We start from the raw sequence: 20,510 nt of genomic DNA on the forward strand, positions 1-20,510 counted from the left end.
AAATTCCGCGGCGCACCCGCAGTTCTGCGCGTGCGTGTCGGGGGTCACGGGTAGGCTCACCCCAGAACCGCAGACGAAGGGGAACGACGATGAGTGACGGACCGATCTTTCCGCGCGTGAATGGCGCGCGCGGTGCGGAAGAACCGCGCGACTCCCACGCGTCCGCCCCGGTGCCGGTGGAATTCCCACAGGCCCGCGGCGCCACCGATTCCCCCGCGGGTACCGCGCGCGACGACGACCAGGATCACGCCGCAAGTTTTCCGCCGGTGGTCTTGCCCCGCCCGGCCGAGGATGGCGAAAACGAACCAGGGGAAAACGAACCGGCCGAGCGCGAGAGCGGGCGCAAACGTTTGCCGTTGTGGGCAATCATTCTCATCGCCATCGCGGGCCTCGCGGCTATCGCCGCGATTGTCATCGCAATCGCGGCCAGCAGCAAGGAAAACTCGCCCGGCGCAACCGTGACCGTGACCGCCGAGGCGCCGGTCGCCACGGCCCAACCGATCGAACGCGGCGAAGGGTCGGCCCTGTTTGAGGCGATTCCCGGCCTAGCGAACCAGTTCGCGTTGACGGCGCTGACAGAAAACGCGACCTGGACGGAACAGCACAAGGCCATCGAGGCGTACGACGCCGCATACGCGGGTACCGCCGACGGCATCGACGGTGTGGAAATCACGATCACGATCGGGCAGTGGGAAACGGCGGAAGATGCTGCCCAGGCCGCGCAGGCCCTGGTTTCCTCCGCCCTGGGCGCGGGTGCTGCCAGCACGGATGTCACCGTCAACGGCAAAGTAGTCGGTGAGGTCTACACCCCCGAAGCAGGGCTGGCGCAGGACCACACGGCGGCGACGATGATCTGGACAAACGACACGGTCGTCGTCGAGCTCGCGGGCCCGGCCGACCAGTTGCAACGCATCTACGAAGGCTACGGTCTGTAAAACGCGAAAGGCTGCCGACTCCGAAGTCCGTTCGAAACCCGGCCCCGGTGGCAATGAACTTGCCGCGCGCAGGGCGCGCCTCAACCAAGGGCTAAGGGCGCGCGGCGAACCTGTCTAACAACTCGGAGTGCCCGGAAACGATAAGCAGGTCGGAAGCCGAAATCCGGGTTGCCGGGGTGGCGTAGACGAATTCCTCGCCGGGAGATTTGACTCCGATCACGGTCACTCCGTATTTGGTGCGGATCTTTGACTGCGCGATCGTGAACCCCTGAGTTTCCTTCGGCGGACGCATCTTGACGACGGTGAAGCCGTCCTCGACCTCGATGTAATCCAGTAGCTTCCCAGACACCAGGTGCGCGACGCGCGCGCCGGCATCCGCCTCGGGGAACACGACGTGGTGCGCGCCGATCCGCTGCAAAATGCGACCGTGTTCGGCGGACACCGCCTTAGCCCAAATCTGGGCGGTGCCCATGTCCACCAGATTCCCGGTGACCAGCACGGAAGCCTCCAGGGAGGAACCGATACCGACGACAACGAAGGGAAAATCGCGGGCCCCCAACTGTTCCAGGGCCTCGGGACTGGTCGCATCCGCCTCGACCGTCGGGATGCGGTCCGCGAACATGCGGATGATTTCGGGGCTGCGTTCGACGGCCAAGACTTCCTGACCCAGCCTGTCCAAGGTGGTTGCGATCGCGGACCCAAAGCGCCCCAACCCAACAACCAGGACACCGCTGCGCGACCCCTTGCCCGACCGGTCGGCCTCGCGGAACGGAGTGTGTAGATCAGCCAATGGTCGGCCTTTCTTCAGGTAGTCGGATCACGCGACGCCGATCCCGGATCGCCAGGGCCGCCGCTAGTGTCATGGTTCCGGTTCGACCCAGGAACATGAGCGCGACCAGAACGTATTGTCCCGTGTCCGGCAAGACCGCCGACAGCCCCGACGTGAATCCGACGGTGCCGAACGCGGAAATCGCCTCGAACAGTACACGGTCAAGGGTATCCCCGGAGATTTGCAACAACAGCAGCGAGCCGATCAGCACGGCGGTTGCTCCGATAAACACCACCGCCACGGCGAGGCGGAGCGTGTCACGCGGGACTCGTCGGCCAAATGCCTGAACATCACGATCACCGCGCGCCTCGGCGATAATCGCAAGCACGATCACGGCCAACGTCGTCACCTTGATTCCACCGGCGGTCGACGCACTGCCACCCCCGACAAACATCAGCGCGTCAGTGATGAGCCACGTGGTTTCGTGCGCCTGGCTCATCTCGAACGTGGCGAACCCGCCCGAACGCGGCATCACACCCATCATGAACGAATTCAGGGCCTTGGCGCCGACCGAATAGTCGCCGATCGTGCCGGAGTTCGACCACTCCGTCGCCAGGAACAGCGCCGTGCCGATCACGACCAGGGTCAAAGACGTCACCAGGGTGAGCTTTGTGTGCAGCGAAAGGCGCGCCAGGCGACGGAACCGCGAATGCCGCCACGTGCGCCAAATGTTCAAGATCACGGGGAAGCCCAGCGAACCGACAAATACCCCGACCGCGATCGGGATCAGCAGCAGCCAGTCCCCGGCGTGCGTCGCCAAACCGTCGGCGGTCGGCACGAATCCGGCGTTGTTGAAAGCGCTTATCGCGTAGAAAAGGGAGTGCCACAGGGCTGAACCGAAGGTCTCGTTGAGCATGACGAAGCGGGGCGTCAAAATCAGGGCAAGCGCGATCTCCAGGCTGGTCGAGGTCACGATGACCACCTGGATGAGGGAGCCGACCTCGCCCAACTTCGTGGTCTTTGTTTCCGAAGCGGCGATCAGTTTTTGCGTCAACCCAATCCGCCGCGAAACGGCAAGACCCAGGATCGAGGCGAGCGTCATCACGCCAAGGCCGCCGACCTTCATGCCGAACAGCAACACGACGTGCCCGAACGTCGACCAGTAGGTGCCCGTCGGAACGACGGTCAGCCCCGTGACGGAGACCGCCGAGGTCGCGGTGAAAAGTGCCGTGACAGGAGGCGCCGGGCGCCCCGATGCCGTGGCCGCGGGGAGCATGAGCAGGAGCGTGAAGACGCCGATCACGCCGGCGAACGCGAAAATGGCAAGCCGGGCGGGGGATTGCCGCGCGACGCGGTCGATGAGGTCGCGTGCGCGCTCCGGCGACAGGCGTTCGCGCAGCGTCATGCGGTCTCCTCTCCGCTTTGGTATCTCACCGAAACTATCGCATCCGCCGCCCAATCCTAATAGCGTGGGATCACTCGCGTCGCTTCTGGGCGCGTCGCAGTGCCGCATAAGGGGGCGCACCATGGAAGAGTTGCCGGTTCTTGCCGTCGCCTGGAGTGACGATTTCTTACAATACAAATTCACCGACGAGCACCCCCTCAACCCGACCCGGCTCGACCTGACAATGCGACTGGCCCACGCGCTCGGGCTTTTCGACCTTGCGCAGGTCAAGGTCATCGAGCCGCACCTCCTGGACGCGGCGGCGCTGGCCGCCGTGCACACGCCCGCGTACATCGACGCGGTGCGGCTGGCGGCCGCGGGCATCGCCAACCCGGCCCTGGGCCTGGGTACGACCGACATTCCGCTCGCCCCGTTCCTGGACCAGGCGGCGGCGCTGGTTGCCGCCGGATCGGTCGCCGCGGCCGCGAGCGTGTGGGGAGGCGGTGCGATGCACGCCATCAACCTGGCGGGCGGCATGCATCACGCGCGCGGCGACGCGGCCGCCGGCTTTTGTATCTACAACGATGCGGCGCTGGCGATCCGATGGCTGCTGACCCACGGTGCGCGCCGGGTGGCCTACATAGATTTTGATGCGCACCACGGCGACGGCGTGCAACAGATTTTTTGGGACGAGGCCCGCGTCCTCACAATCTCCGTCCACGAGCAGGGGATCTTTCCCTACTCCGGCAACGCGGGCGAGACCGGGGGGCCCGCCGCCCCTGGCACCGCCGTCAACCTGGCGCTGCCGACCGGGACCGGATCCGCCGCGTGGCTGCGCGCGATCGACGCCGTTGTTCCCGATGCCCTCGCGGCCTTTGCTCCAGACGTTGTGGTCACCCAGCACGGCTGCGACGCGCACGCGGCGGACCCGCTGGCGGGTTTGCGGGTGGGCGTGCCGGCACTGCGGCGCGCCGCTATCATGGCGCACGAATGGGCGCACCGGTTCAGCGCGGGCAGGTGGATCGCGCTGGGCGGGGGAGGCTACGAGGTGTCGTGGGTCGTGCCGCTGTCCTGGACGCACCTGGTTGCGGTGGCGGCGCACCAACCCCTGGACACGGACCAGCCGACCCCGCAGCGGTGGCTCGATACGGCGGCTTCTTTGGGGGTCCGCGATGCGCCCGCGAATCTGGGATGGGCGGACGGCGGCGACACCTGGCGGCCCTGGCTGGGCGGATTCGACCCCGAGAGCGCCACAGACCGGGCGATCCGTGCCACGCGCGCGCTGGCGCTCGCGGAGATGGGCGTCGACGTCAGCTACGGGTAGGCGCGCGAGGCCGCCCGTGCAATGGCGAGTACGTGCGTTATGTCAAAGAAATCACAGTGGCACCTTCAGTTTCCTCAGTCACGTGTTTGGCTCTACTATTGGCAATAGTGCCGCAAGAGATGTGCGGCAAGCCGTTGCCCCAGGAGTGAAACCGATGCCCAGCGACACGCCCGCCGCCGCGTTCCTCACCGTAGCCGAGGTGGCCGAACGCATGCGCGTGTCAAAGATGACGGTGTACCGGTTGGTGCATTCTGGAGAGCTGCCGGCCGTCCGCGTCGGCAAGTCCTTTCGCGTGCCGCAGCAAGCGCTCAACGAGTACCTGAATTCGGCCTTCTACGACGTCGATCGCGCGACTTCGTAACCCTACGTTTTTCATCCCAGCCCGAAACCAGGTAGGCTGAAAGACGGACTTTGCTGCCAGGCACCCGCCCACGGTAGTTGACCAGTTTCCATCAGTGGCACAAGGAGTGAGCCCATGGGTTCCGTAATCAAGAAGCGTCGCAAGCGCATGGCGAAGAAGAAGCACCGCAAGTTGCTGCGGAAGACTCGTCACCAGCGCCGCAACAAGAAGTGAGCGCCTCAGGGGCCCGGCTGTCGCCGGGCCCCTGAACTTTTTCGGGGCGGCGGGCCCGCCGTCACCGGCCGCTCTCACCGCCGTTCGTCACTGGCTCCTCGCACCGCCGCGGCCGTCCGCTCGCACCTTCGCACCGCGGTGTTGCAGCGCCAAGCCGATCCCCGTGGTTGCGAGGATGAGGGCGAGCACTAACAAGGCAGCGATCGTTGGGGTCACCTCACCGACGGTAGGCCCGCGGCATCTGGCGGCCAAGGGGCGGGCCACCATTCAGACACCCTAGCGGCGCGTGCATCTCGCTGGTCGAGCCGATGGCAGTGCGCGCCGGTGTGGGGCGGCAGGGTCAGCGACGGAGCCCTCGTCGGCGCAAAATCGTGCGAACGGTCACGATCGCCGCCCAGAGCGCGCCGGCCGCGGATGCGGTCTTGACGGTTCTGCGGTTGACGAGCCTGCGTGAGCGGAAGTCGCGAATCGGCCACCCCACCGTCTTGGCGTGCCGCCGCAGGCGTGGGTCGGGGTTGATGGCGCAAGCGTGGCCGACCGCGCAGAGCAGCGGCAGATCGTTCATGGAATCGCCGTACGCGTAGGAATCGCCGAGTGAAATGTCGCGGTCGGCGGCCAGCGCCTCGACGCCGAGTGCCTTCGCCTCGCCATGCATCATGTCGCCGACCAGCCGCCCGGTGTACTTGCCGTCCTTGTGTTCGGCAATCGTTCCCAGGGCCCCGGTTGCGCCGAGCCTGCGCGCGATCAATTCGCCGATTTCGATGGGCGTGGCGCTGACGAGCCACACCTCGTGGCCGCGGGCCAGGTGGTCGTTGATGAGCTTCAGCGCGCCGGGGTAGATGCGCAGCGCCAGGACTTCGTCGTAGACCTCTTCGCCGATGGCGACGACCTCGGCCACCAGGTGCCCCTTCATGATTTCGAGGGCCTCGGCGCGCACCTGCGCGATTTGCTTCTTGTTTTCCCCGAATGTGAGGTAGCGGGCCTGGTGGATCGCGAATCGAAGCAGGTCCCGCTTGCGGAAGAATCCGCGGTCCAGGAGCGCGCGTGCGAGGTGAAAGGAGCTAGCACCCCGGATCACGGTATTGTCCACGTCAAAGAACGCGGCGGTCACCGGCGTCGAAGCTGTCGTGGGGCTCATCCACCCCACTCTATCGCGGAAGGGTCACCCTACCCATGGATACTCCAGTTGAACTCATCGTGACACAGGGGTGTTCGCTGTGTGGTCCCGCGGCGGCGGTTGTGGAAAAGGTCTGTGCCGAGATGGCGGTTGCTTGGCGGGTCATCGACATCGCCTTCGGGCGCGCCGTGACGCATGGTGACGACGGCGAGCATTCCCAGTGGCTCGCCGAAGGCGAACTCCACGAACTGCGGCAACGCTGGGCGCACAGCGTCCCGGTCGTGATCGTCGACGGCGCGGTGCAGGGGATTTTTACGATCGATGTCGACCGCCTGCGGGCGGCGCTGGGCGGCGGGGGGCGGCGCTTGCGCGCGTAGGTTGATTTGTACCGACGAGGCCGCCTTGGCCGCCGCGCCGCGCGCGAAGAAGGGCCCGCCAGGCGGGGGTGCTGCCTGGCGGGCCCAATTTCAGCACGGTAGCCCCATGTCGCTACCGGGCGGGGAGTTCTGCAGATGGTGTCTTCAATTGTGCCGGGTTTTGCGGCCCGGGCACCGGGCCGTTTGGCTCATGCCGCGATGGCCGACACGTCCAATTCGATCTTTACGTTGTCCGAAACAAGCACGCCGCCGGTTTCCAGTGCGGCGTTCCACGTCAGGTCAAATTCCTTGCGCGAGAACTGCGTGGTGGCCTCGAATCCGACCCGGACGTTGCCGAACGGGTCCTGGGCAGTGCCCGTGTATTCGGTTGCGAGTGTTACCGGCTTGGTGACGCCGTTGAGGGTCAGGTCCCCGGTGATGTCGAACCCATCGCCGTTCGCGACGACCGAGGTGGTCACGAAGGTCCATGTCGGGTTCTTGGCGGCGTCCCAAAAATCGGGGCTGACCAGGTGCTCGTCGCGTTGCTTGGAGCCGGTGTCGACGCTGGCGGCGTCGAGCGTTGCAGAGACGGTCGACGACTCGACGTCGTCGCCAATCGTGATCGAGCCCTCGGTGACGGCGATCGAACCGCGCACCTTCGAAATGCCGGCGTGGCGGACGATGAATGCGGCGGTCGAGTGCGATGGGTCGATTGCGTAGGTGCCGGGCTTGAGGCCCGTGGGTAGTGCCGTCATGATGCTCCTCCTGGGATCTTGTGAATGAAACGATGCTGGCAAGCTGGTCGAGTCCGGAACAACTAGTTGCGGAATCATTAGTTGAAGCCTAAACCAAATGGGCGTGGGTGGCAAACTCTGCAAGACTTGTCCCATGGTCCTAACTACTGTCCACCTGGTTCGGCACGGCGAGGTCTTCAACCCGGACAAAATCCTCTACGGTCGCCTGCCGGGGTACCACCTCTCTGATCGCGGCAAACTGATGGCCGACCGCTTGGCCGAGTACTTCGCAGATGGAACCCATGACATCACGGAACTAGTGAGTTCGCCGCTGCAACGAGCGCAAGAAACGATGCAACCCATCGCGGCCGCGCTCGGGCTTGCGGTGCGAATCGACGAGCGGCTCATCGAAGCGTCGAACTACTTCGAGGGCAAGACGTTCGGTGTCGGCGATGGATCGTTGCGCCACCCCCAGCACTGGCCACACCTGATAAACCCCTTCAAGCCGTCGTGGGGGGAGCCCTACAAGGAGCAGGTCGCGCGGATGCACGCAGCGGTGGCGGACGCGCGTAACCGCGCTACCGGGCACGAGGCCGTTTTGGTCAGCCACCAGCTTCCCATTTGGATCGCCAGGCTGGCCTTCGAGGACCGCCGGCTGTGGCACGACCCCCGGAAACGTGAATGTTCGCTCGCTTCTGTCACATCCCTGCACTTTGCCGGTGATTCACTCAAGAACGTGACCTATGCTGAACCGGCATCGGACCTTCTACCCGGTGCCAGCACAGTTCCCGGAGCGTAATGAAACCAAAACGCATCGCCCGCGGCGTCCGCAAAAGCGCCGCGACCGCACTCGTCCTTTGCCTGGCGTTTGGCTCCGCCGCCTGCGCGCAATCCAGCGGCAACGCATCGGACGTCGTCAACCAGGGGTATGAATCCGGGGACGGTTCAGTCAAGCAGTGGCCGGCTTCTGCGCGCGGTGCGGCGGTAGACCTTTCCGGAACCGACTACGCCGGCGAGTCCGTTACCCTCAGCGATTACGCCGACCGCGTGGTGGTGCTCAACACCTGGTACGCCGCGTGCCCGCCGTGCCGCAAGGAGGCCCCCGCGCTCGTGCAGACGGCGCAAAAGTACGCCGAGAAGATCCAGATTATCGGGATAAATTCAACGGACGAGGGCGGCGCCGCGAAGGCATTCCAGCGCACTTTTTCCATACCGTATCCCTCGATTCAGGACACGAGCGGCGCCGCAACCGCCGCATTGCAGGGCGTCGTTCCGATCCAAGCGGTCCCGACCACGGTTGTCCTGGACCGCCAGCACCGGGTCGCGGCGCGCGTCCTGGGTGAGGTATCCGCCGGAACCCTCGCGGCCCTCATCGATGATGTGCTGGCCGAATCGTCACCAACGGCCTCATGAGCGCGGTCGCCATCCTTGCCGAAGGCGGCAACTCCCTGACCCATACCGTGTTCGCGGGCCCGGTCCTGCTGGCAGTGCCTATCGCGCTCCTGGCCGGGTTGGTTTCATTCGCTTCCCCGTGCGTCCTTCCCCTGGTGCCGGGCTACATCGGGTACGTGTCGTCCTTGGCCACAGCGCAGGCGTCCTCACCGCCGCACGATCCCGCCGCGGCGATGGCGGCTGTGGGGGCGGGGGCCTCGTCGGAAATTAAACGTCCGGCGCGATGGCGCGTCGTGGCGGGTGTGCTGCTCTTCATCGCGGGATTCACGGCAGTTTTCGTGGCTTTGGGCGTCTTCTTCGGGACGATCGGGCAGTTCCTGCTGCGGTGGGATTCGGTGATTGAGCGGGTGCTGGGCGTCGTGATTATCGTCATGGGGCTCGCCTTTTGGGGCCTGATTCCGGCGCTCGAACGCGACCGGCCGGTGCGCATTACCGCGCGGGCGGGGCTGTGGGGCGCGCCCGTCTTGGGGATTGCGTTCGGCCTGGGTTGGACCCCGTGCCTGGGACCAACCCTGACGGCGATCAATGCGCTGGCGCTCGACGGCGGGTCGGGCACGCGCGGGGCGATCCTGGCAACCGCCTACTGCCTGGGGCTGGGCATCCCCTTCGTGATCGTCGCCTTCTCGATGTCGTCATCGGCCGCCGTCATGGGATTCTTGCGGCGCCACCGGCGGGCCGTGATGGCGGTCGGTGCGGGGCTGCTGATCTTGCTCGGAGCCGCCATGGCGACCGGGCTGTGGGGATTCTTGGCGTCGCGGGCCCAAGGCTGGGTCTCCGGATTTGAGCTTCCGCTGTGAGCGCGAAGGAAAGCGGGCGCAACGTCGTGGCCGGCATCGGCGTGCGCGGATGGTTGCGGTTCATTTGGCGCCAGCTCACGTCGATGAGCGTGGCGCTGATGCTCCTGATGCTGCTCGCTATCGCGGCGATTCCGGGATCGGTCATTCCGCAAAAGATGTCGAACCCGCAAGGTTACGCGCGCTACATCGAGGCCAACCCGGATCGCGTCGCCTGGATGGAGAAGCTGCAACTCTTCGACGTCTACACGTCCGTGTGGTTTTCCGCCGTCTATATCCTCTTGTTCGTCTCCCTGATCGGCTGCATCCTGCCGCGAATCCGGGTGCACTACCGCGCACTACGCAACCCGCCGCCGCGCGCGCCCAAGAACCTGTTGCGGTTGCCCGCTCACGCGCAGGCCAGCGGGGTTACCCGCGATGACGAAGAAATGCGGCGGCGCGCGGTCGGTTGGTTGCGCCGCTCCAAGCGGTACCGCGTTATCTGCGATGACGAACCGGGCGGCGCTTTGGTCGTGCGGGCCGAACGCGGCTACGCCCGCGAGACCGGCAACCTGATCTTCCACATCGCGCTCGTGGGTTTGCTGGTATCCGTGGCGATAGGGCAGCTGTACCACTACCGCGGGCAAGTGATACTGGTGCAAGGGCGCGGATTCGCCAACGCCCAGGTCGACTACGACTCGTTCAGCGCCGGATCGGCATTCGACCCGGCTTCGATGTGTCCGTTTAGGATGACGCTGGACCAGTTCGATGCGAAGTTCCGTGTCAGTGACGCGCAGGCGCAGGACTTCACCGCGCACGTCACGATCGACGACAACGCAACGAGCAGCAAAGAACAGATCAAGGTCAACCACCCGCTGATCATTGGCGGCGCAAAGATCTACCTGCAGGGCAACGGGTACGCGCCCGAAGTCGAGGTCAAGGACGCAGACGGCGAAGTTGCCTTCGCTGGCGCGGTTCCATTCATAGCGCAGGACAACGTATATACCTCGCTGGGCACGATCAAGGTCCCCGATGTCACATCCGGTGACCAGATCGGACTGGTCGGATACCTGCTGCCGAGCGCGGAGCAGAGCGAATCCGGCGCCTGGAAATCGGTCTACCCGGATCTGCTCGATCCCGTCCTGGTTCTCACGGTTTGGCGCGGCGATCTGGGATTAGACAACGGTATTCCGCAAAACGTCTACGAACTCGACACCGACAATATGACCCAAGTGGCCAAGGACGGGAAGGTCGTCACCTTGGTTGTTCGGCCGGGCGAAACCGTCGACCTGCCGGACGATTTGGGATCGTTCACCTTCAACGGCGTCAAGCGCTACGTGGCGCTGGATCTGCGCCACGATCCGAGCTTGACCATGGTGCTGATCGCCTCCATTGCGGCCGTGATCGGGCTGGCAATGTCGCTGTTTATACCCCGGCGCAGGATGTGGGTGCGCATTGCGGGCGCAGTGGCGTCGGTCGGTGGCCTGGCTAAGACCGAGGACGAGAACCTGCAGCGTGAAGTACGCTCACTGGCAGAATACATCGCAGCGCCGGATAAGGCGCCCCCGGTAGGCCCGGGGCAAGCGATTCAGGAAGGAAAGGCCGAATGAACGTCGGGCAGGTCAGCGATGTGTTGGCGTGGGGGACCGCGACAGCGTACGCGATTGCGATGATCACATTCACCATCACCTTGGTGACGGGGCGCGGCGTCGTGGGGGAAGTCGACCTCGCTTCCGCGGCGGCGAGCGCGCGACGCAGGGCCAAGACGATGGGCATCTCCAAGATGCTCGTATTCGTCGGAGCCGCCATGCATCTGGCCGCGGTCGTGACCCGCGGCGTCGCCGCGGGGCGCGCGCCGTGGGCCAACATGTACGAATTCACGCTGGTGGGGTCGCTGATCGTCGTGATTGTGTTCCTGGTGTTCGCGTTGTGGCGCGGGACCTGGTTCCTGGGAGCCGGGGTCACCGCGATCGCTGTTGTGTTCCTGGTGTTGGGCCTGCGGCAACTGCACGTGGCGGCCGACGGGGTGCAGCCGGCCCTGCAAAGCTACTGGCTGGTCATTCACGTCGGCATCGCGGTGGGTGGGGCCGGGGTGTTTACCGTCGGGTTCCTGTTCGCGGTGTTGCAACTGCTGCGCGATTCCTACGACTCCACGCTCGCGAAAATCCACGCGGAGCCGGGCCAAGCCGTGCAGGGCGGGGGAATCCTGCGCTGGGCATGGCTCACGCAGTTGCCCAAGGCCCCGCAACTCGAGGTGCTTGCTTTCCGCGTCAACGCCGTCGGGTTCGTCTTGTGGACCTTCACCCTCATTACCGGGGCGATCTGGGCCGAAGACGCCTGGGGGCGCTACTGGCAGTGGGACCCCAAAGAGGTGTGGACCTTCATCGTGTGGATCGTCTATGCGGCCTACCTGCATGCGCGCGCGACCCAGCGTTGGACCGGGCGCCGGGCCGCCTACCTGGTGATCGCCGGGTACGCCTGCGTTTTGTTTAACTTCACGGGCGTGAACCTCATCTTCAATGGGAAGCACTCGTACTCGGGCCTGTGAGTCGAGGAGCCGCTAGTATCGAGGTGTGGAGCCAACAACCGCGCCGGCGATATCGATCCGCAGCCTGACCAAGCGTTATGGCGCCCGTGAGGTGGTGTCGAAGCTCTCATTCGATGTGCACCCCGGGCGCGTGACGGGATTCTTGGGGCCCAACGGTGCCGGCAAGACCACGACCTTGCGCATGCTCCTGGGCCTGGCCCGGCCGACAAGCGGATCGGCGTCCTTTGGCCATCTCGCCTACGCCGACCTGCCCGACCCGGGGAAGCTGGTCGGGGCATCCATCGCCGCCGACGCCTTCCACCCGGGGCGCACCGCCCGCGACCACCTGCGGGTGTACGCGCCCGCGGTCGGGGCCGCTGAACGTCGAATCGACGAACTGCTGGGCTTCTTGGGGATTGCCGATGCCGCGCAACGGCGCGTGGGGGAGTTTTCCACCGGCATGCGCCAGCGCCTATCTCTTGCCACGGCACTGCTCGGCGACCCGCAGGTGCTGATACTCGACGAACCGACAAACGGGCTGGATCCGGAGGGCATAGCGTGGCTGCGCGAGTTTCTCCGGGCCTATGCAGCCCGCGGCCGCGCCGTGCTGGTGTCCTCGCACATGCTGCTGGAGGTCCAGCAATCGGTGGATGACGTGGTTGTCATCGCGCGCGGCACGTTGATCCATGCCTCATCTCTGGCTGACCTATCGGCGATGGCCGTGGCCACCGTGCGAGTGGCTGGCCCGGATATGGCGGGCCTGCGCGACTTGGCGACCCGGCGTGGGTGGACTATCGTCGGCGGTTCCCATCGCGCCGCTAGCGAATTGGAGTTGCGCGGCATCGGGGCCGCGGCCGTGGGGAAGGCCGCATTCGACGCCGGGATTGAACTGCACGAATTGGTCGAAAACAGGCCCAGTCTCGAGGACGTGTTCTTACAGATGGTCTCAGCCGCGGAGCCCGACAGCCACGTGGGCGTGGGGCAGGTGCCGTCATGATCGCGCAGATCGGATCCGAGCTACGAAAGTTCGTCTCGACTCGCATGGGCGGTTGGCTGTTACTGCTGATGGTCGGATACATGGCGTTCTTGGCGGCCACCATGGCATTCGCGCTCACTGGCGGGCAGGTCGACAGCTCGACGCCCACGCAGGTGCTGTCGCCGCTGGCCCTTGTCCGCGCGGTCTATACGATTGCGGTGTCGTTGGGCTACGTCTTTCCGGTCATCGTCGGCACGCTGGCCGTTACCGCGGAGTTTCGCCACCACACGATCGCTACGACGTTCCTCTTCGAACCCAGCCGCACCCGCTTCGTGTTAGCGAAGTTCGCGGCGATGGTGCCCGTGGGGCTCGCATTCGGCGTTGCGGGGATCGGCGCCGGGGTCGGGGCGGGAGCCGGGGTCCTGGCGATCCGCGGCCACGCCACGATGCTCAACGATGCGAGTGTGTGGGCCTCTATCGGGATGGGCGTTGCGGCGCTTACGGTGTGGGCGTTGGTGGGCGTGGGCGTGGGGCTCATGGTCACGAACCAGGTCGCGGCGGTGGTCATCATCTTGGCCTTCACGCAGTTCGTGGAGCCGATCGCCCGCATGGCGCTGCCCGCCGCACTCGGCGCTGCCGGTTCCAAGGTTGCGAGCTTCCTGCCGGGGGCCGCCGGGGAGTCGATGGCGCAAGGATCGATATATTCGGCGTTCACAACAGGGTCGTTGCTGTCTTGGTGGCAGGGGGCGCTCGTTCTTATTGCCTACGCCTTGGTGTTCGCAGCGATCGGCCGTCTAACAACGCTGCGCCGGGACGTTTAGCCGGCCTCCCGCGGCGCGTTGTGCACCGGCGCCGCGTGTCGCGCCGGCGGCCCGGACCATCTACGGCTCGTCGTCGATCCAGGGCATGAGCGGCTCGGCCAGCTTGCGCCAGGGGATCGTGGGGTCAAAAAACTCCTGCGGCTGCACTAGCGAATCCTCGAATGCGCTGATGATCGACTCGCGTTCGCTATCCGTGCCGATGAAACGCAGCGCGCAACCGTTGCCAGTTCGCCCTTCGCTGGCGTCTGTGCCGGGCCCGAGGCCGGGGGCAAGCGCGCCAATGGCGAGTTGGCCGCCCGCTCCGTCCCAAAGGCACCGCGTCGTGGGCTTGCCCATCACCCGAAACGTGCCGCGCGTGCGGATCCGGCCCGCGCCCATCGCCTCGATGTTCTGCAACAGGCGCGTCGGGTGGAACGGGCGGTCGCTCGCAAGATCTAAGACCCACGCCCGGCCGCGGCCCTGCCGGGGCGGGTGGGCGATCCCCGCGGCGGGGTGGCGCCGCCTGTCGGCGGCGTCGGCGTCATGCCGACACGCCTTGAGGGAGTGAGGATCGGCGACCTTGCCGACCTCCAGGCGGGCGGAATCGGGGGCGCGCAGCAGATCGATCAGGGAGCTCGCGGTCGCGGTTGGGGTTGATGCCACTTGAATGACGTCGGCGTATTCGAGGTTCGTTGCCAACGGCTCACCGAGAACTCGTTCATCATCTGGCCCCAATCCGATCCCGCGTTCCGCGGTTAGCTGCGCGCCCAACAAATCCTCCTCTAGGTTCGTGCCGTCGACCACGGCGAGGGTCGCGGCAAGGCGCAGATGCGACAGCGCGCCGCCGCGGTTCGTCGCGGCCGCCAGCGGGGGCGTGACCAGCGATAATTCGGCACTCACCGGCAAGGCAAGGGCGATGTGGTTCCAGCGCCGATCCCGACCCATGGATGCGAGGGCGGGGATGATGTCCTCGCGCAGGGCGCATGACAGGCACGTGTGGTCCAACTCGACCCATTCGTCACTGATTACTCCGCCCGAGCTTGAGACTATGCGGCGCACGTGATCGCCCGAATCCGCGAAGTCGTACGCGAGGATGCCGGTTTCGGGATCGTCGATCGCTAGCGAAAAGACCGTGGTATCACGCAGGACGCGGTCGATTGAACCGATGACGGTGAGTGCGGTGGGTGGCTGGGGCATGGGCGTCCTTCCGGAAATACGCGATTGACGGGAATAGTTATCATTATTACTATCTGATGTTTGCTAGTCAAGCACGCATCCCAATCAAGAGAGGACATCATGTCGGCACGCTGCCAAATCACCGGGCGCCAGCCGAGCTTCGGAAACTCGGTTTCGCACTCGCATCGGCGCACCAAACGCCGCTTTAACCCAAACGTGTTCAAACGCACCTACTTCGTTCCTTCGCTGGGGCGAAAGGTGACCTTGACGGTCAGCGCGAAAGGCATCAAGACCATCGACCGCAGGGGCATCGAGGTCGTGGTTCGGGAACTGATCAAGAAGGGCGAACTCTAGATGGCATCGAAGCGGACCGACCTGCGGCCGGTAATCAAGATGAAGTCGAGTGCCGGCACCGGCTTCACCTACGTCACGCGCAAGAACCGGCGCAATGACCCCGACCGGCTCGTCTTGCGCAAATACGATCCCGTCATCCGGCGGCACGTCGACTTCAAGGAGGACCGGTAATGGCGAAGGCCGCAAAAATTGCGCGCAATGCTCAGCGCGAACAGATCGTGGCCAGGTACGCGGAGCGGCGTGCCCAGTTGAAGGCGATTATCGCTTCGCCGCTCAGCACGCCCGGCGAGAAGAATGGCGCAATCGCGGAACTGCAACGCCAGCCGCGCAACGCTAGCCGGGTGCGTCTGCGCAACCGGGACGTCGTTGACGGACGGCCCCGCGGCCACCTGCGCAAGTTCGGGCTGTCGCGGGTGCGCATGCGTCAGTTGGCGCTGCGCGGCGAACTGCCAGGCGTGACGAAATCGAGTTGGTGACCGATGAAAGTTAGGGCTTCCCTGCGTTCGCTCAAGGACAAAGACGGGGCAAAGGTCGTGCGAAGGCGCGGGAGGATCTTTGTCATAAACAAGAAGAACCCACGGTGGAAGGGTCGGCAAGGCTGATGGCGGTACCGAAGAGGAAAATGTCGCGGGCCAATACGCGCGCGCGGCGTGCACAGTGGAAGGCGCGGCCGGCGGCGCTCACCGCCGTCAACGCCCCCGATGGGGAACTGCTCGTTGTGCCGCGCCGATTCGCGAAGGCATACGCCCGCGGGTTGGCTGTACGCTAAGCGTTTTATGGGAGCTCACAGCGCGCACGGGCACGCGCATTCGCAATCACGCATCGCCGTAAGTGACCGCCGTGCCATCCGCATAGTCATCGCCGTGATCATCCCGGTCATTATCGGGACGATCGCGGCGATGGCCGCCCTGTGGCCCAACCGCGACAAGCTACCCGATTCGATACCGATCACCGATCCCAGCGCCGTCATCATGTACGCCACCATCACGACCGCCGGGAACTCCACGACGACCGATGTTGGCGCCGTGATCACCAAGATTCCGGCATCGTCCGCCAAGCAATTGCAGGAGGCCGGCGAACAGGTGCCGGCGGTCGGGACCGAAATGCGGCTCTACATGTCCTACGAGCAACTCAACGTTGGCGTGGAGCCGGGCTCCAAGGCCCGCATCGTGTACTTGCCATACGCCGTCGGCGTTGACGATGGTTCCGGCAACGAAGCCAGCCCCTACGTGTTCTTGGACTACGACCGCTCCGCGCCGATCGGTGTGCTGGCGGTGATTTACGCCCTCTTGGTGCTGGTCGTTGCGCGTTGGCGGGGCCTTGCCGCGTTCATAGGTTTGGGGCTGTCCATGGCCGTCCTCGCCTACTTCACCCTGCCTGCGCTACTGGCGGGAGGCCCCCCGCTCCCGATCGCGTTGGTCAGTTCCGTCGCGATCATGCTCGTCTCGCTCTACGTCGCCCACGGCGTGTCGGTGCGCACATCGGCTGCACTGTTGGGAACGGTTGTGGGCCTGGCGCTGACCACTGGGATCGCGTGGTGGGCGACCAAGAACGCTCAATTGACGGGAATGACCAGCGACGAGGCCCTCTCGCTTCCTTCCTACGTGCCGGGATTGGACCTGCGCGGGCTGGTCATGTGCGGAATCGTCCTGGCGGGCTTGGGCGTCCTCAACGATGTGACCGTCACGCAGGCATCGGCCGTGTGGGAAATGCGCGAACTGGCACCGCATGCGACCCGGTGGCAACTATTCCGTGGCGCACTGCGGATCGGACGCGATCACATCGCCTCGACGGTTTACACGATCGTGTTCGCGTACCTGGGGGCGTCTCTTCCACTGTTCATGCTGGTGGTCTTGCAAGAGCAATCGATCGCCACCTCGATCACGTCGGGTTCCATCGCCGAGGAAGTGGTGCGCACGCTTGTGAGCTCAATCGGCCTGGTGCTTGCCATCCCCATTACGACTGTGCTGGCCACGATCCTGGCGCCCGGCCATCAGTCGTCGGCGCCGCCGCGGGAGCCGTCATCGGATGCCCCCGGTGACGAGCCGTCCTTGCCGTCGCCCGCCGCAGGATCGGAGCTCGGCGATGAGCCGGCGCCGGGAGCCTTCGACGTGCCGGGCTGGCGGCGCTGACGGCGGGCTCGTTCGGCCAGGAACGCGAGAAACTCGGGGTCATCGTCCGGGGCAATCGGTGCCGGTGGGCGCGCCGTCCGGCTGCGAACCAACCAGAGGACCGGTCCCATGACCGGCAGGACGATCACCAGGGTCATCCATAGCCAGCGAGGAGCGCCCGCGCGCCGGTAGGCGGGGCTCTGGTATGCGTCGACTGCCGCGTACACGGTGAGCGCGGCGACGGCGAGGAACAGTATCTGGCGCATATCACCAGCCTACTGGGTGGCTCGTTGATCGAGTGCGCCGGTTTGTGCGGGGGGTTTGTGCAGGGGTGGTCTCGATACGCCCGCTACGCGGGCAACTCGACCAGCGGGGACGTCGAGTGCGGTGGTTTGAGCAGGGGTCTTGACTGAAAGGGGCGCGGTCGGCGCGTGCGGGGGTGTGCGAACTCGTCGAGCGCGGGGTTTTGGTTCGGGTGCGGTGGTTTGTGCGGGGGTTTGTGCAGGGGTGGTCTCGATACGCCCGCTGCGCGGGCAACTCGACCAGCGGGGTCGTCGAGTGCGAGGTTTTGGTTCGAGTGCGGTGGTTTGTGCGGGGGTGGGCGTCCTGGATCCGCGTACCCTTGATGGGTGCCTTTGGTTAAATACACGCTCTATCGCGTCGTACTGTTTCTCTTTGCCGCGGCGGTGCTATACCTGCTTGGCATGGGCGGTTGGCTCCTGTGGGTCGCCGCAGTATTCATTGCGTTCTTGCTGTCGTACATTGCGTTGCCGCGCCCACGCGCCGCCGCCTCGCAATACCTGTTGGAGCGGAGGAACCGCCGGCAAGCGGGCCACCGCTTCAGCGACACCCAGGAAGAGGATTTTGCCGACGAGGACACCCAAATCGAGTCCCAACAGATCCGAGATGGCGGGGGTCTTGCGGTGAACCCCGATGGTGGCGACGCACTTCCGGACTGCGGTGATGGCGGGGGTCTTGCGGTGCACCCCGATGGCGGCGACCGTGGGGACAGCACCGATGCAAGCGACGGCCTACCGCGCCCCAAGAACTAGCGCGATAGCGAATAGCAGCGCGAACCCCAATTCGTAAAGACCGGTTCCGGACAGGACCATGATGAGCGCGCGCCCCCAGGCGCCCGCCAGCACCGGAATCGACAGCAGCACGGCGGGGGCCAACAGCAGGCACACCAGCAGCGACCAGCCGCCGGTGGCGGGCGCGGCCAGGGACCCCAAAAGGATCGGAACCGCGATCATCGCGACATAGCTCAGGCGAGCATTGCGCTCGCCCATGCGCACCGCGAGCGTCATCTTGCCTGCCATTCGGTCCCCGGCGATGTCCCGGATGTTGTTGACCATCAGCAGCGCGCAAGCGAGCAGGCCGATGGAGATCGCGCCCAGAACTCCGACCAGCGTGATGCGCCCGGCTTGTGTCAGCTGCGTTCCAAGGACGGCGACCAGGCCGAAGAAAACAAAAACGCCGACCTCGCCCAATCCGCGGTAGCCGTAGGGATTCTTGCCGCCGGTGTAGAACCAGGCCGCGGCGATCGCGGCGACGCCGATGGCGAGCAGCCACCACTGAGCGCTCGCGATCACCAGCACCAAGCCAAACAGGGCACCGGCACCGAACCAACCGAACGCGGCATATTTCACCGCACTCGGTGACGCGGCGCCCGATGCCACCAGCCGCATCGGGCCCACCCGTTCCAGATCGGTGCCGCGGATTCCGTCGGAGTAGTCGTTGGCCAGGTTAACGCCAATCTGCAAGCTCAGCGCAACAGCCAGCGCGGCCAGGGCCAACCAACCGCTGAATTCTCCCGCATGGTATGCGGCTGCCGAGCCGACGATCACGGGTGCGGCGGCCGCGGGAAGGGTGCGGGGGCGAGCGCCCTCGGCCCATTGCGCCAAAGTTGCCATGTCGGATCCTTTCGGGGCGAATTACGGGCGGTGGCCCGCTGCCGCGGTGGGCGGCGTCAGTAGCTGGCGTCCAGTGCGGCGCTTGCCGCGGCGGCGATCCACCGGCGGTCCACCTTACCCGTCGCACCAACGGGAAATTCCGGAACGTCGATGAATGAGTGCGGAACCTGCTGCGGAGCCAGCGCACCTCGCAGGGATTGCCGGGCGGCGCGCGCGCGGGCCTCGTCCCATATTTCGCGTCCCAACCCGCGCGCTATGACCGCGGTGACCCGCTGCCCCCACTGCGGATCGGGCACCCCGACGACAACGACCTGCGCCTGCGGATCGTGCAGGTGAGCGCGGATGGCGTCCTCGACAACCGATGGGACGACGTTGTGGCCTCCCGTGACGATAACGTCGTCGGCCCGGCCGGCCACCCGCAGTCGGTGCCCGTCCCATGTCCCGACGTCGTTGGTGCGCCACCACCCATCCTTCGTGAGGTGCGCGGCGGTCGTCGCCTCATCGATCCGGCCCGCCGCGTCGACGTAGCCGGATGCCAGCACCCGCCCGCGAAGGTGGATGCGGCCGTCGGCGTCGGTGCGGACCTCGACCCCCGGCAGCGGGATGCCGTTATAGACGCAACCGCCGCACGTTTCGGTCATGCCGTAGGTCGTAGTCACGTTGATTCCGGCCGCGGCCGCTCGGGCGGCGAGCGATAGGTCCAGCGCGGCGCCGCCTACCAGCACATGATCGAACGAGGCCAACGCCCGCGTTGCCTCCGCATCGCCCAAAATGCGAAACAGCTGGGTGGGAACGAGCGAAACCGTGCGGCGCCCGGCGGGCAAGGACGCTGCGGCGTGCGCAAAGGCCGCGGGAGTGAACGACGATGCCGGGTCCATGGTCGCGAGCGGGGCCGCTGACAGGTGGGCCCTGACCAGGACCTGGAAGCCCGCGATGTGCCGCGCGGGGAGGCACAGTAGCCAGGCCCCCGCGTCGGTGAGGTGGTCGAGCGTCGCGCGTGCGGAGGCGACCAACGCCGCGTGCGCGAGCAGCACCCGCGCCCCGGTTCCCGACGTCGACCCGGATGTCGTTACGATCACCGCTCCGCTTGCGCCGGCAGCCACGGCGCGGGCCAGACGCGCCGGATCGGCGCAGGTGCGCAAATCTTCGGGCGGTTGGGCGAGGCTCACCATCTCAGCGTATTAGGGCACTTAGGCTGATACGGCATCAAGTGCTCAAGATCACTGATTGATCGG

At 65.8% G+C, this 20,510-nt stretch carries 27 protein-coding genes and 1 pseudogene; 19 read left to right on the forward strand and 9 right to left on the reverse strand.

What is annotated here, in order from left to right:
- Positions 1–89: 89 nt before the first annotated feature.
- A complete protein-coding gene (locus FB389_RS07955) occupies positions 90–935 on the forward strand; it encodes a hypothetical protein (protein WP_142112549.1) in 846 nt (281 codons plus the stop codon).
- A 91-nt stretch (positions 936–1,026) separates the two neighbouring features.
- Here the strand turns inward: FB389_RS07955 and FB389_RS07960 are convergent, their stop codons facing one another.
- Together FB389_RS07960 and FB389_RS07965 are read right to left on the reverse strand one after the other, a co-directional pair.
- Positions 1,027–1,725, reverse strand: coding sequence for a potassium channel family protein (locus FB389_RS07960; RefSeq protein WP_142112551.1), 699 nt, complete (start codon positions 1,723–1,725; stop codon positions 1,027–1,029).
- Complete coding sequence (locus FB389_RS07965) at positions 1,718–3,109, reverse strand: TrkH family potassium uptake protein (protein ID WP_142112553.1); 1,392 nt, start codon at positions 3,107–3,109, stop codon at positions 1,718–1,720. The genes FB389_RS07960 and FB389_RS07965 overlap by 8 nt, the downstream gene beginning before the upstream one ends.
- Positions 3,110–3,230: 121 nt before the next feature.
- Here FB389_RS07965 and FB389_RS07970 point away from each other — a divergent pair, with 121 nt between their 5' ends.
- The 3 genes from FB389_RS07970 to FB389_RS07980 all read left to right on the forward strand — a co-directional run bounded on the left by FB389_RS07970 (position 3,231) and on the right by FB389_RS07980 (position 4,986).
- Positions 3,231–4,412, forward strand: coding sequence for an arginase family protein (locus FB389_RS07970; RefSeq protein ID WP_142112555.1), 1,182 nt, complete (start codon positions 3,231–3,233; stop codon positions 4,410–4,412).
- Between the two features lie 154 nt (positions 4,413–4,566).
- A complete protein-coding gene (locus FB389_RS07975) occupies positions 4,567–4,773 on the forward strand; it encodes a helix-turn-helix domain-containing protein (RefSeq protein ID WP_142112557.1) in 207 nt (68 codons plus the stop codon).
- A gap of 114 nt (positions 4,774–4,887) precedes the next feature.
- A complete protein-coding gene (locus tag FB389_RS07980) occupies positions 4,888–4,986 on the forward strand; it encodes a 30S ribosomal protein bS22 (protein ID WP_003792170.1) in 99 nt (32 codons plus the stop codon).
- A gap of 87 nt (positions 4,987–5,073) precedes the next feature.
- On the opposite strand, the gene FB389_RS10855 is transcribed toward FB389_RS07980, so the two are convergent.
- Together FB389_RS10855 and FB389_RS07985 are read right to left on the reverse strand one after the other, a co-directional pair.
- A complete protein-coding gene (locus FB389_RS10855; protein ID WP_281282033.1) occupies positions 5,074–5,202 on the reverse strand; it encodes a hypothetical protein in 129 nt (42 codons plus the stop codon).
- 124 nt (positions 5,203–5,326) lie between these two features.
- Positions 5,327–6,124 (reverse strand): HAD family hydrolase, encoded by a 798-nt coding sequence (locus tag FB389_RS07985; protein WP_142112559.1) that lies wholly within the window; start codon positions 6,122–6,124, stop codon positions 5,327–5,329.
- Between the two features lie 35 nt (positions 6,125–6,159).
- Here FB389_RS07985 and FB389_RS07990 point away from each other — a divergent pair, with 35 nt between their 5' ends.
- A complete protein-coding gene (locus FB389_RS07990) occupies positions 6,160–6,480 on the forward strand; it encodes a glutaredoxin family protein (RefSeq protein WP_142112561.1) in 321 nt (106 codons plus the stop codon).
- Positions 6,481–6,668: 188 nt separating this feature from the next.
- Here the strand turns inward: FB389_RS07990 and FB389_RS07995 are convergent, their stop codons facing one another.
- On the reverse strand, positions 6,669–7,214 hold the full coding sequence (locus tag FB389_RS07995; RefSeq protein ID WP_142112563.1) for a YceI family protein: 546 nt from the start codon (positions 7,212–7,214) through the stop codon (positions 6,669–6,671).
- A 133-nt stretch (positions 7,215–7,347) separates the two neighbouring features.
- On the opposite strand from FB389_RS07995, the gene FB389_RS08000 reads away from it, so the two are divergent.
- From FB389_RS08000 to FB389_RS08030, 7 genes are read left to right on the forward strand one after another with little or no spacing between them, the layout of a single operon-like run.
- Entirely contained in the window at positions 7,348–7,992 is a 645-nt protein-coding gene (locus FB389_RS08000; RefSeq protein WP_142112564.1) for a histidine phosphatase family protein, read from the forward strand.
- Positions 7,992–8,606 carry a TlpA family protein disulfide reductase gene (locus tag FB389_RS08005; RefSeq protein WP_142112566.1) on the forward strand — a complete coding sequence of 205 codons (615 nt, stop codon included), beginning with the start codon at positions 7,992–7,994 and terminating at the stop codon, positions 8,604–8,606. The genes FB389_RS08000 and FB389_RS08005 overlap by 1 nt, the downstream gene beginning before the upstream one ends.
- Positions 8,603–9,442, forward strand: coding sequence for a cytochrome c biogenesis CcdA family protein (locus FB389_RS08010; protein WP_142112568.1), 840 nt, complete (start codon positions 8,603–8,605; stop codon positions 9,440–9,442). The genes FB389_RS08005 and FB389_RS08010 overlap by 4 nt, the downstream gene beginning before the upstream one ends.
- Positions 9,439–11,028, forward strand: coding sequence for a cytochrome c biogenesis protein ResB (resB, locus tag FB389_RS08015; RefSeq protein WP_246043591.1), 1,590 nt, complete (start codon positions 9,439–9,441; stop codon positions 11,026–11,028). Before FB389_RS08010 ends, resB begins: the two co-directional genes overlap by 4 nt.
- Positions 11,025–11,966, forward strand: coding sequence for a c-type cytochrome biogenesis protein CcsB (gene ccsB, locus FB389_RS08020; RefSeq protein WP_142112570.1), 942 nt, complete (start codon positions 11,025–11,027; stop codon positions 11,964–11,966). Before resB ends, ccsB begins: the two co-directional genes overlap by 4 nt.
- Positions 11,967–11,991: 25 nt before the next feature.
- A complete protein-coding gene (locus FB389_RS08025; RefSeq protein WP_142112572.1) occupies positions 11,992–12,942 on the forward strand; it encodes an ATP-binding cassette domain-containing protein in 951 nt (316 codons plus the stop codon).
- A complete protein-coding gene (locus FB389_RS08030; RefSeq protein WP_142112574.1) occupies positions 12,939–13,742 on the forward strand; it encodes an ABC transporter permease in 804 nt (267 codons plus the stop codon). Before FB389_RS08025 ends, FB389_RS08030 begins: the two co-directional genes overlap by 4 nt.
- 60 nt (positions 13,743–13,802) lie before the next feature.
- On the opposite strand, the gene FB389_RS08035 is transcribed toward FB389_RS08030, so the two are convergent.
- Entirely contained in the window at positions 13,803–14,918 is a 1,116-nt protein-coding gene (locus tag FB389_RS08035; protein WP_142112576.1) for a GTP-binding protein, read from the reverse strand.
- Between the two features lie 99 nt (positions 14,919–15,017).
- Here FB389_RS08035 and rpmB point away from each other — a divergent pair, with 99 nt between their 5' ends.
- The 6 genes from rpmB to FB389_RS08065 are packed head-to-tail and all read left to right on the forward strand — an operon-like array spanning position 15,018 to position 17,383.
- A complete protein-coding gene (rpmB, locus tag FB389_RS08040; RefSeq protein ID WP_142112579.1) occupies positions 15,018–15,251 on the forward strand; it encodes a 50S ribosomal protein L28 in 234 nt (77 codons plus the stop codon).
- Positions 15,252–15,422, forward strand: coding sequence for a 50S ribosomal protein L33 (gene rpmG / locus FB389_RS08045; protein ID WP_142112581.1), 171 nt, complete (start codon positions 15,252–15,254; stop codon positions 15,420–15,422).
- A complete protein-coding gene (rpsN, locus tag FB389_RS08050) occupies positions 15,422–15,727 on the forward strand; it encodes a 30S ribosomal protein S14 (RefSeq protein ID WP_142112583.1) in 306 nt (101 codons plus the stop codon). Before rpmG ends, rpsN begins: the two co-directional genes overlap by 1 nt.
- A gap of 3 nt (positions 15,728–15,730) precedes the next feature.
- On the forward strand, positions 15,731–15,853 hold the full coding sequence (gene ykgO / locus FB389_RS08055; RefSeq protein WP_142112585.1) for a type B 50S ribosomal protein L36: 123 nt from the start codon (positions 15,731–15,733) through the stop codon (positions 15,851–15,853).
- Complete coding sequence (rpmF, locus tag FB389_RS08060) at positions 15,853–16,020, forward strand: 50S ribosomal protein L32 (protein WP_142112587.1); 168 nt, start codon at positions 15,853–15,855, stop codon at positions 16,018–16,020. Before ykgO ends, rpmF begins: the two co-directional genes overlap by 1 nt.
- A gap of 7 nt (positions 16,021–16,027) precedes the next feature.
- On the forward strand, positions 16,028–17,383 hold the full coding sequence (locus tag FB389_RS08065; RefSeq protein ID WP_246043592.1) for a YibE/F family protein: 1,356 nt from the start codon (positions 16,028–16,030) through the stop codon (positions 17,381–17,383).
- 98 nt (positions 17,384–17,481) lie between these two features.
- Here the strand turns inward: FB389_RS08065 and FB389_RS10985 are convergent.
- A pseudogene (locus tag FB389_RS10985) lies at positions 17,482–17,628 on the reverse strand (PLDc N-terminal domain-containing protein); the annotation flags it as partial.
- A gap of 363 nt (positions 17,629–17,991) precedes the next feature.
- On the opposite strand from FB389_RS10985, the gene FB389_RS08075 reads away from it, so the two are divergent.
- The gene (locus tag FB389_RS08075) at positions 17,992–18,414 is read left to right on the forward strand and encodes a DUF4229 domain-containing protein (protein WP_142112591.1); all 423 of its coding nucleotides are present in this window, start codon (positions 17,992–17,994) and stop codon (positions 18,412–18,414) included.
- Here FB389_RS08075 and FB389_RS08080 read toward each other — a convergent pair.
- A complete protein-coding gene (locus FB389_RS08080; protein ID WP_142112593.1) occupies positions 18,394–19,275 on the reverse strand; it encodes a 1,4-dihydroxy-2-naphthoate polyprenyltransferase in 882 nt (293 codons plus the stop codon). The genes FB389_RS08075 and FB389_RS08080 overlap by 21 nt on opposite strands.
- A gap of 56 nt (positions 19,276–19,331) precedes the next feature.
- Positions 19,332–20,444, reverse strand: coding sequence for an AMP-binding protein (locus tag FB389_RS08085; protein WP_170207932.1), 1,113 nt, complete (start codon positions 20,442–20,444; stop codon positions 19,332–19,334).
- Between the last annotated feature and the right edge of the window lie 66 nt (positions 20,445–20,510).

The sequence above is a fragment of the Rarobacter incanus genome (assembly GCF_006715765.1).
GTDB classification, from domain to species: Bacteria; Actinomycetota; Actinomycetes; order Actinomycetales; family Cellulomonadaceae; genus Rarobacter; species Rarobacter incanus.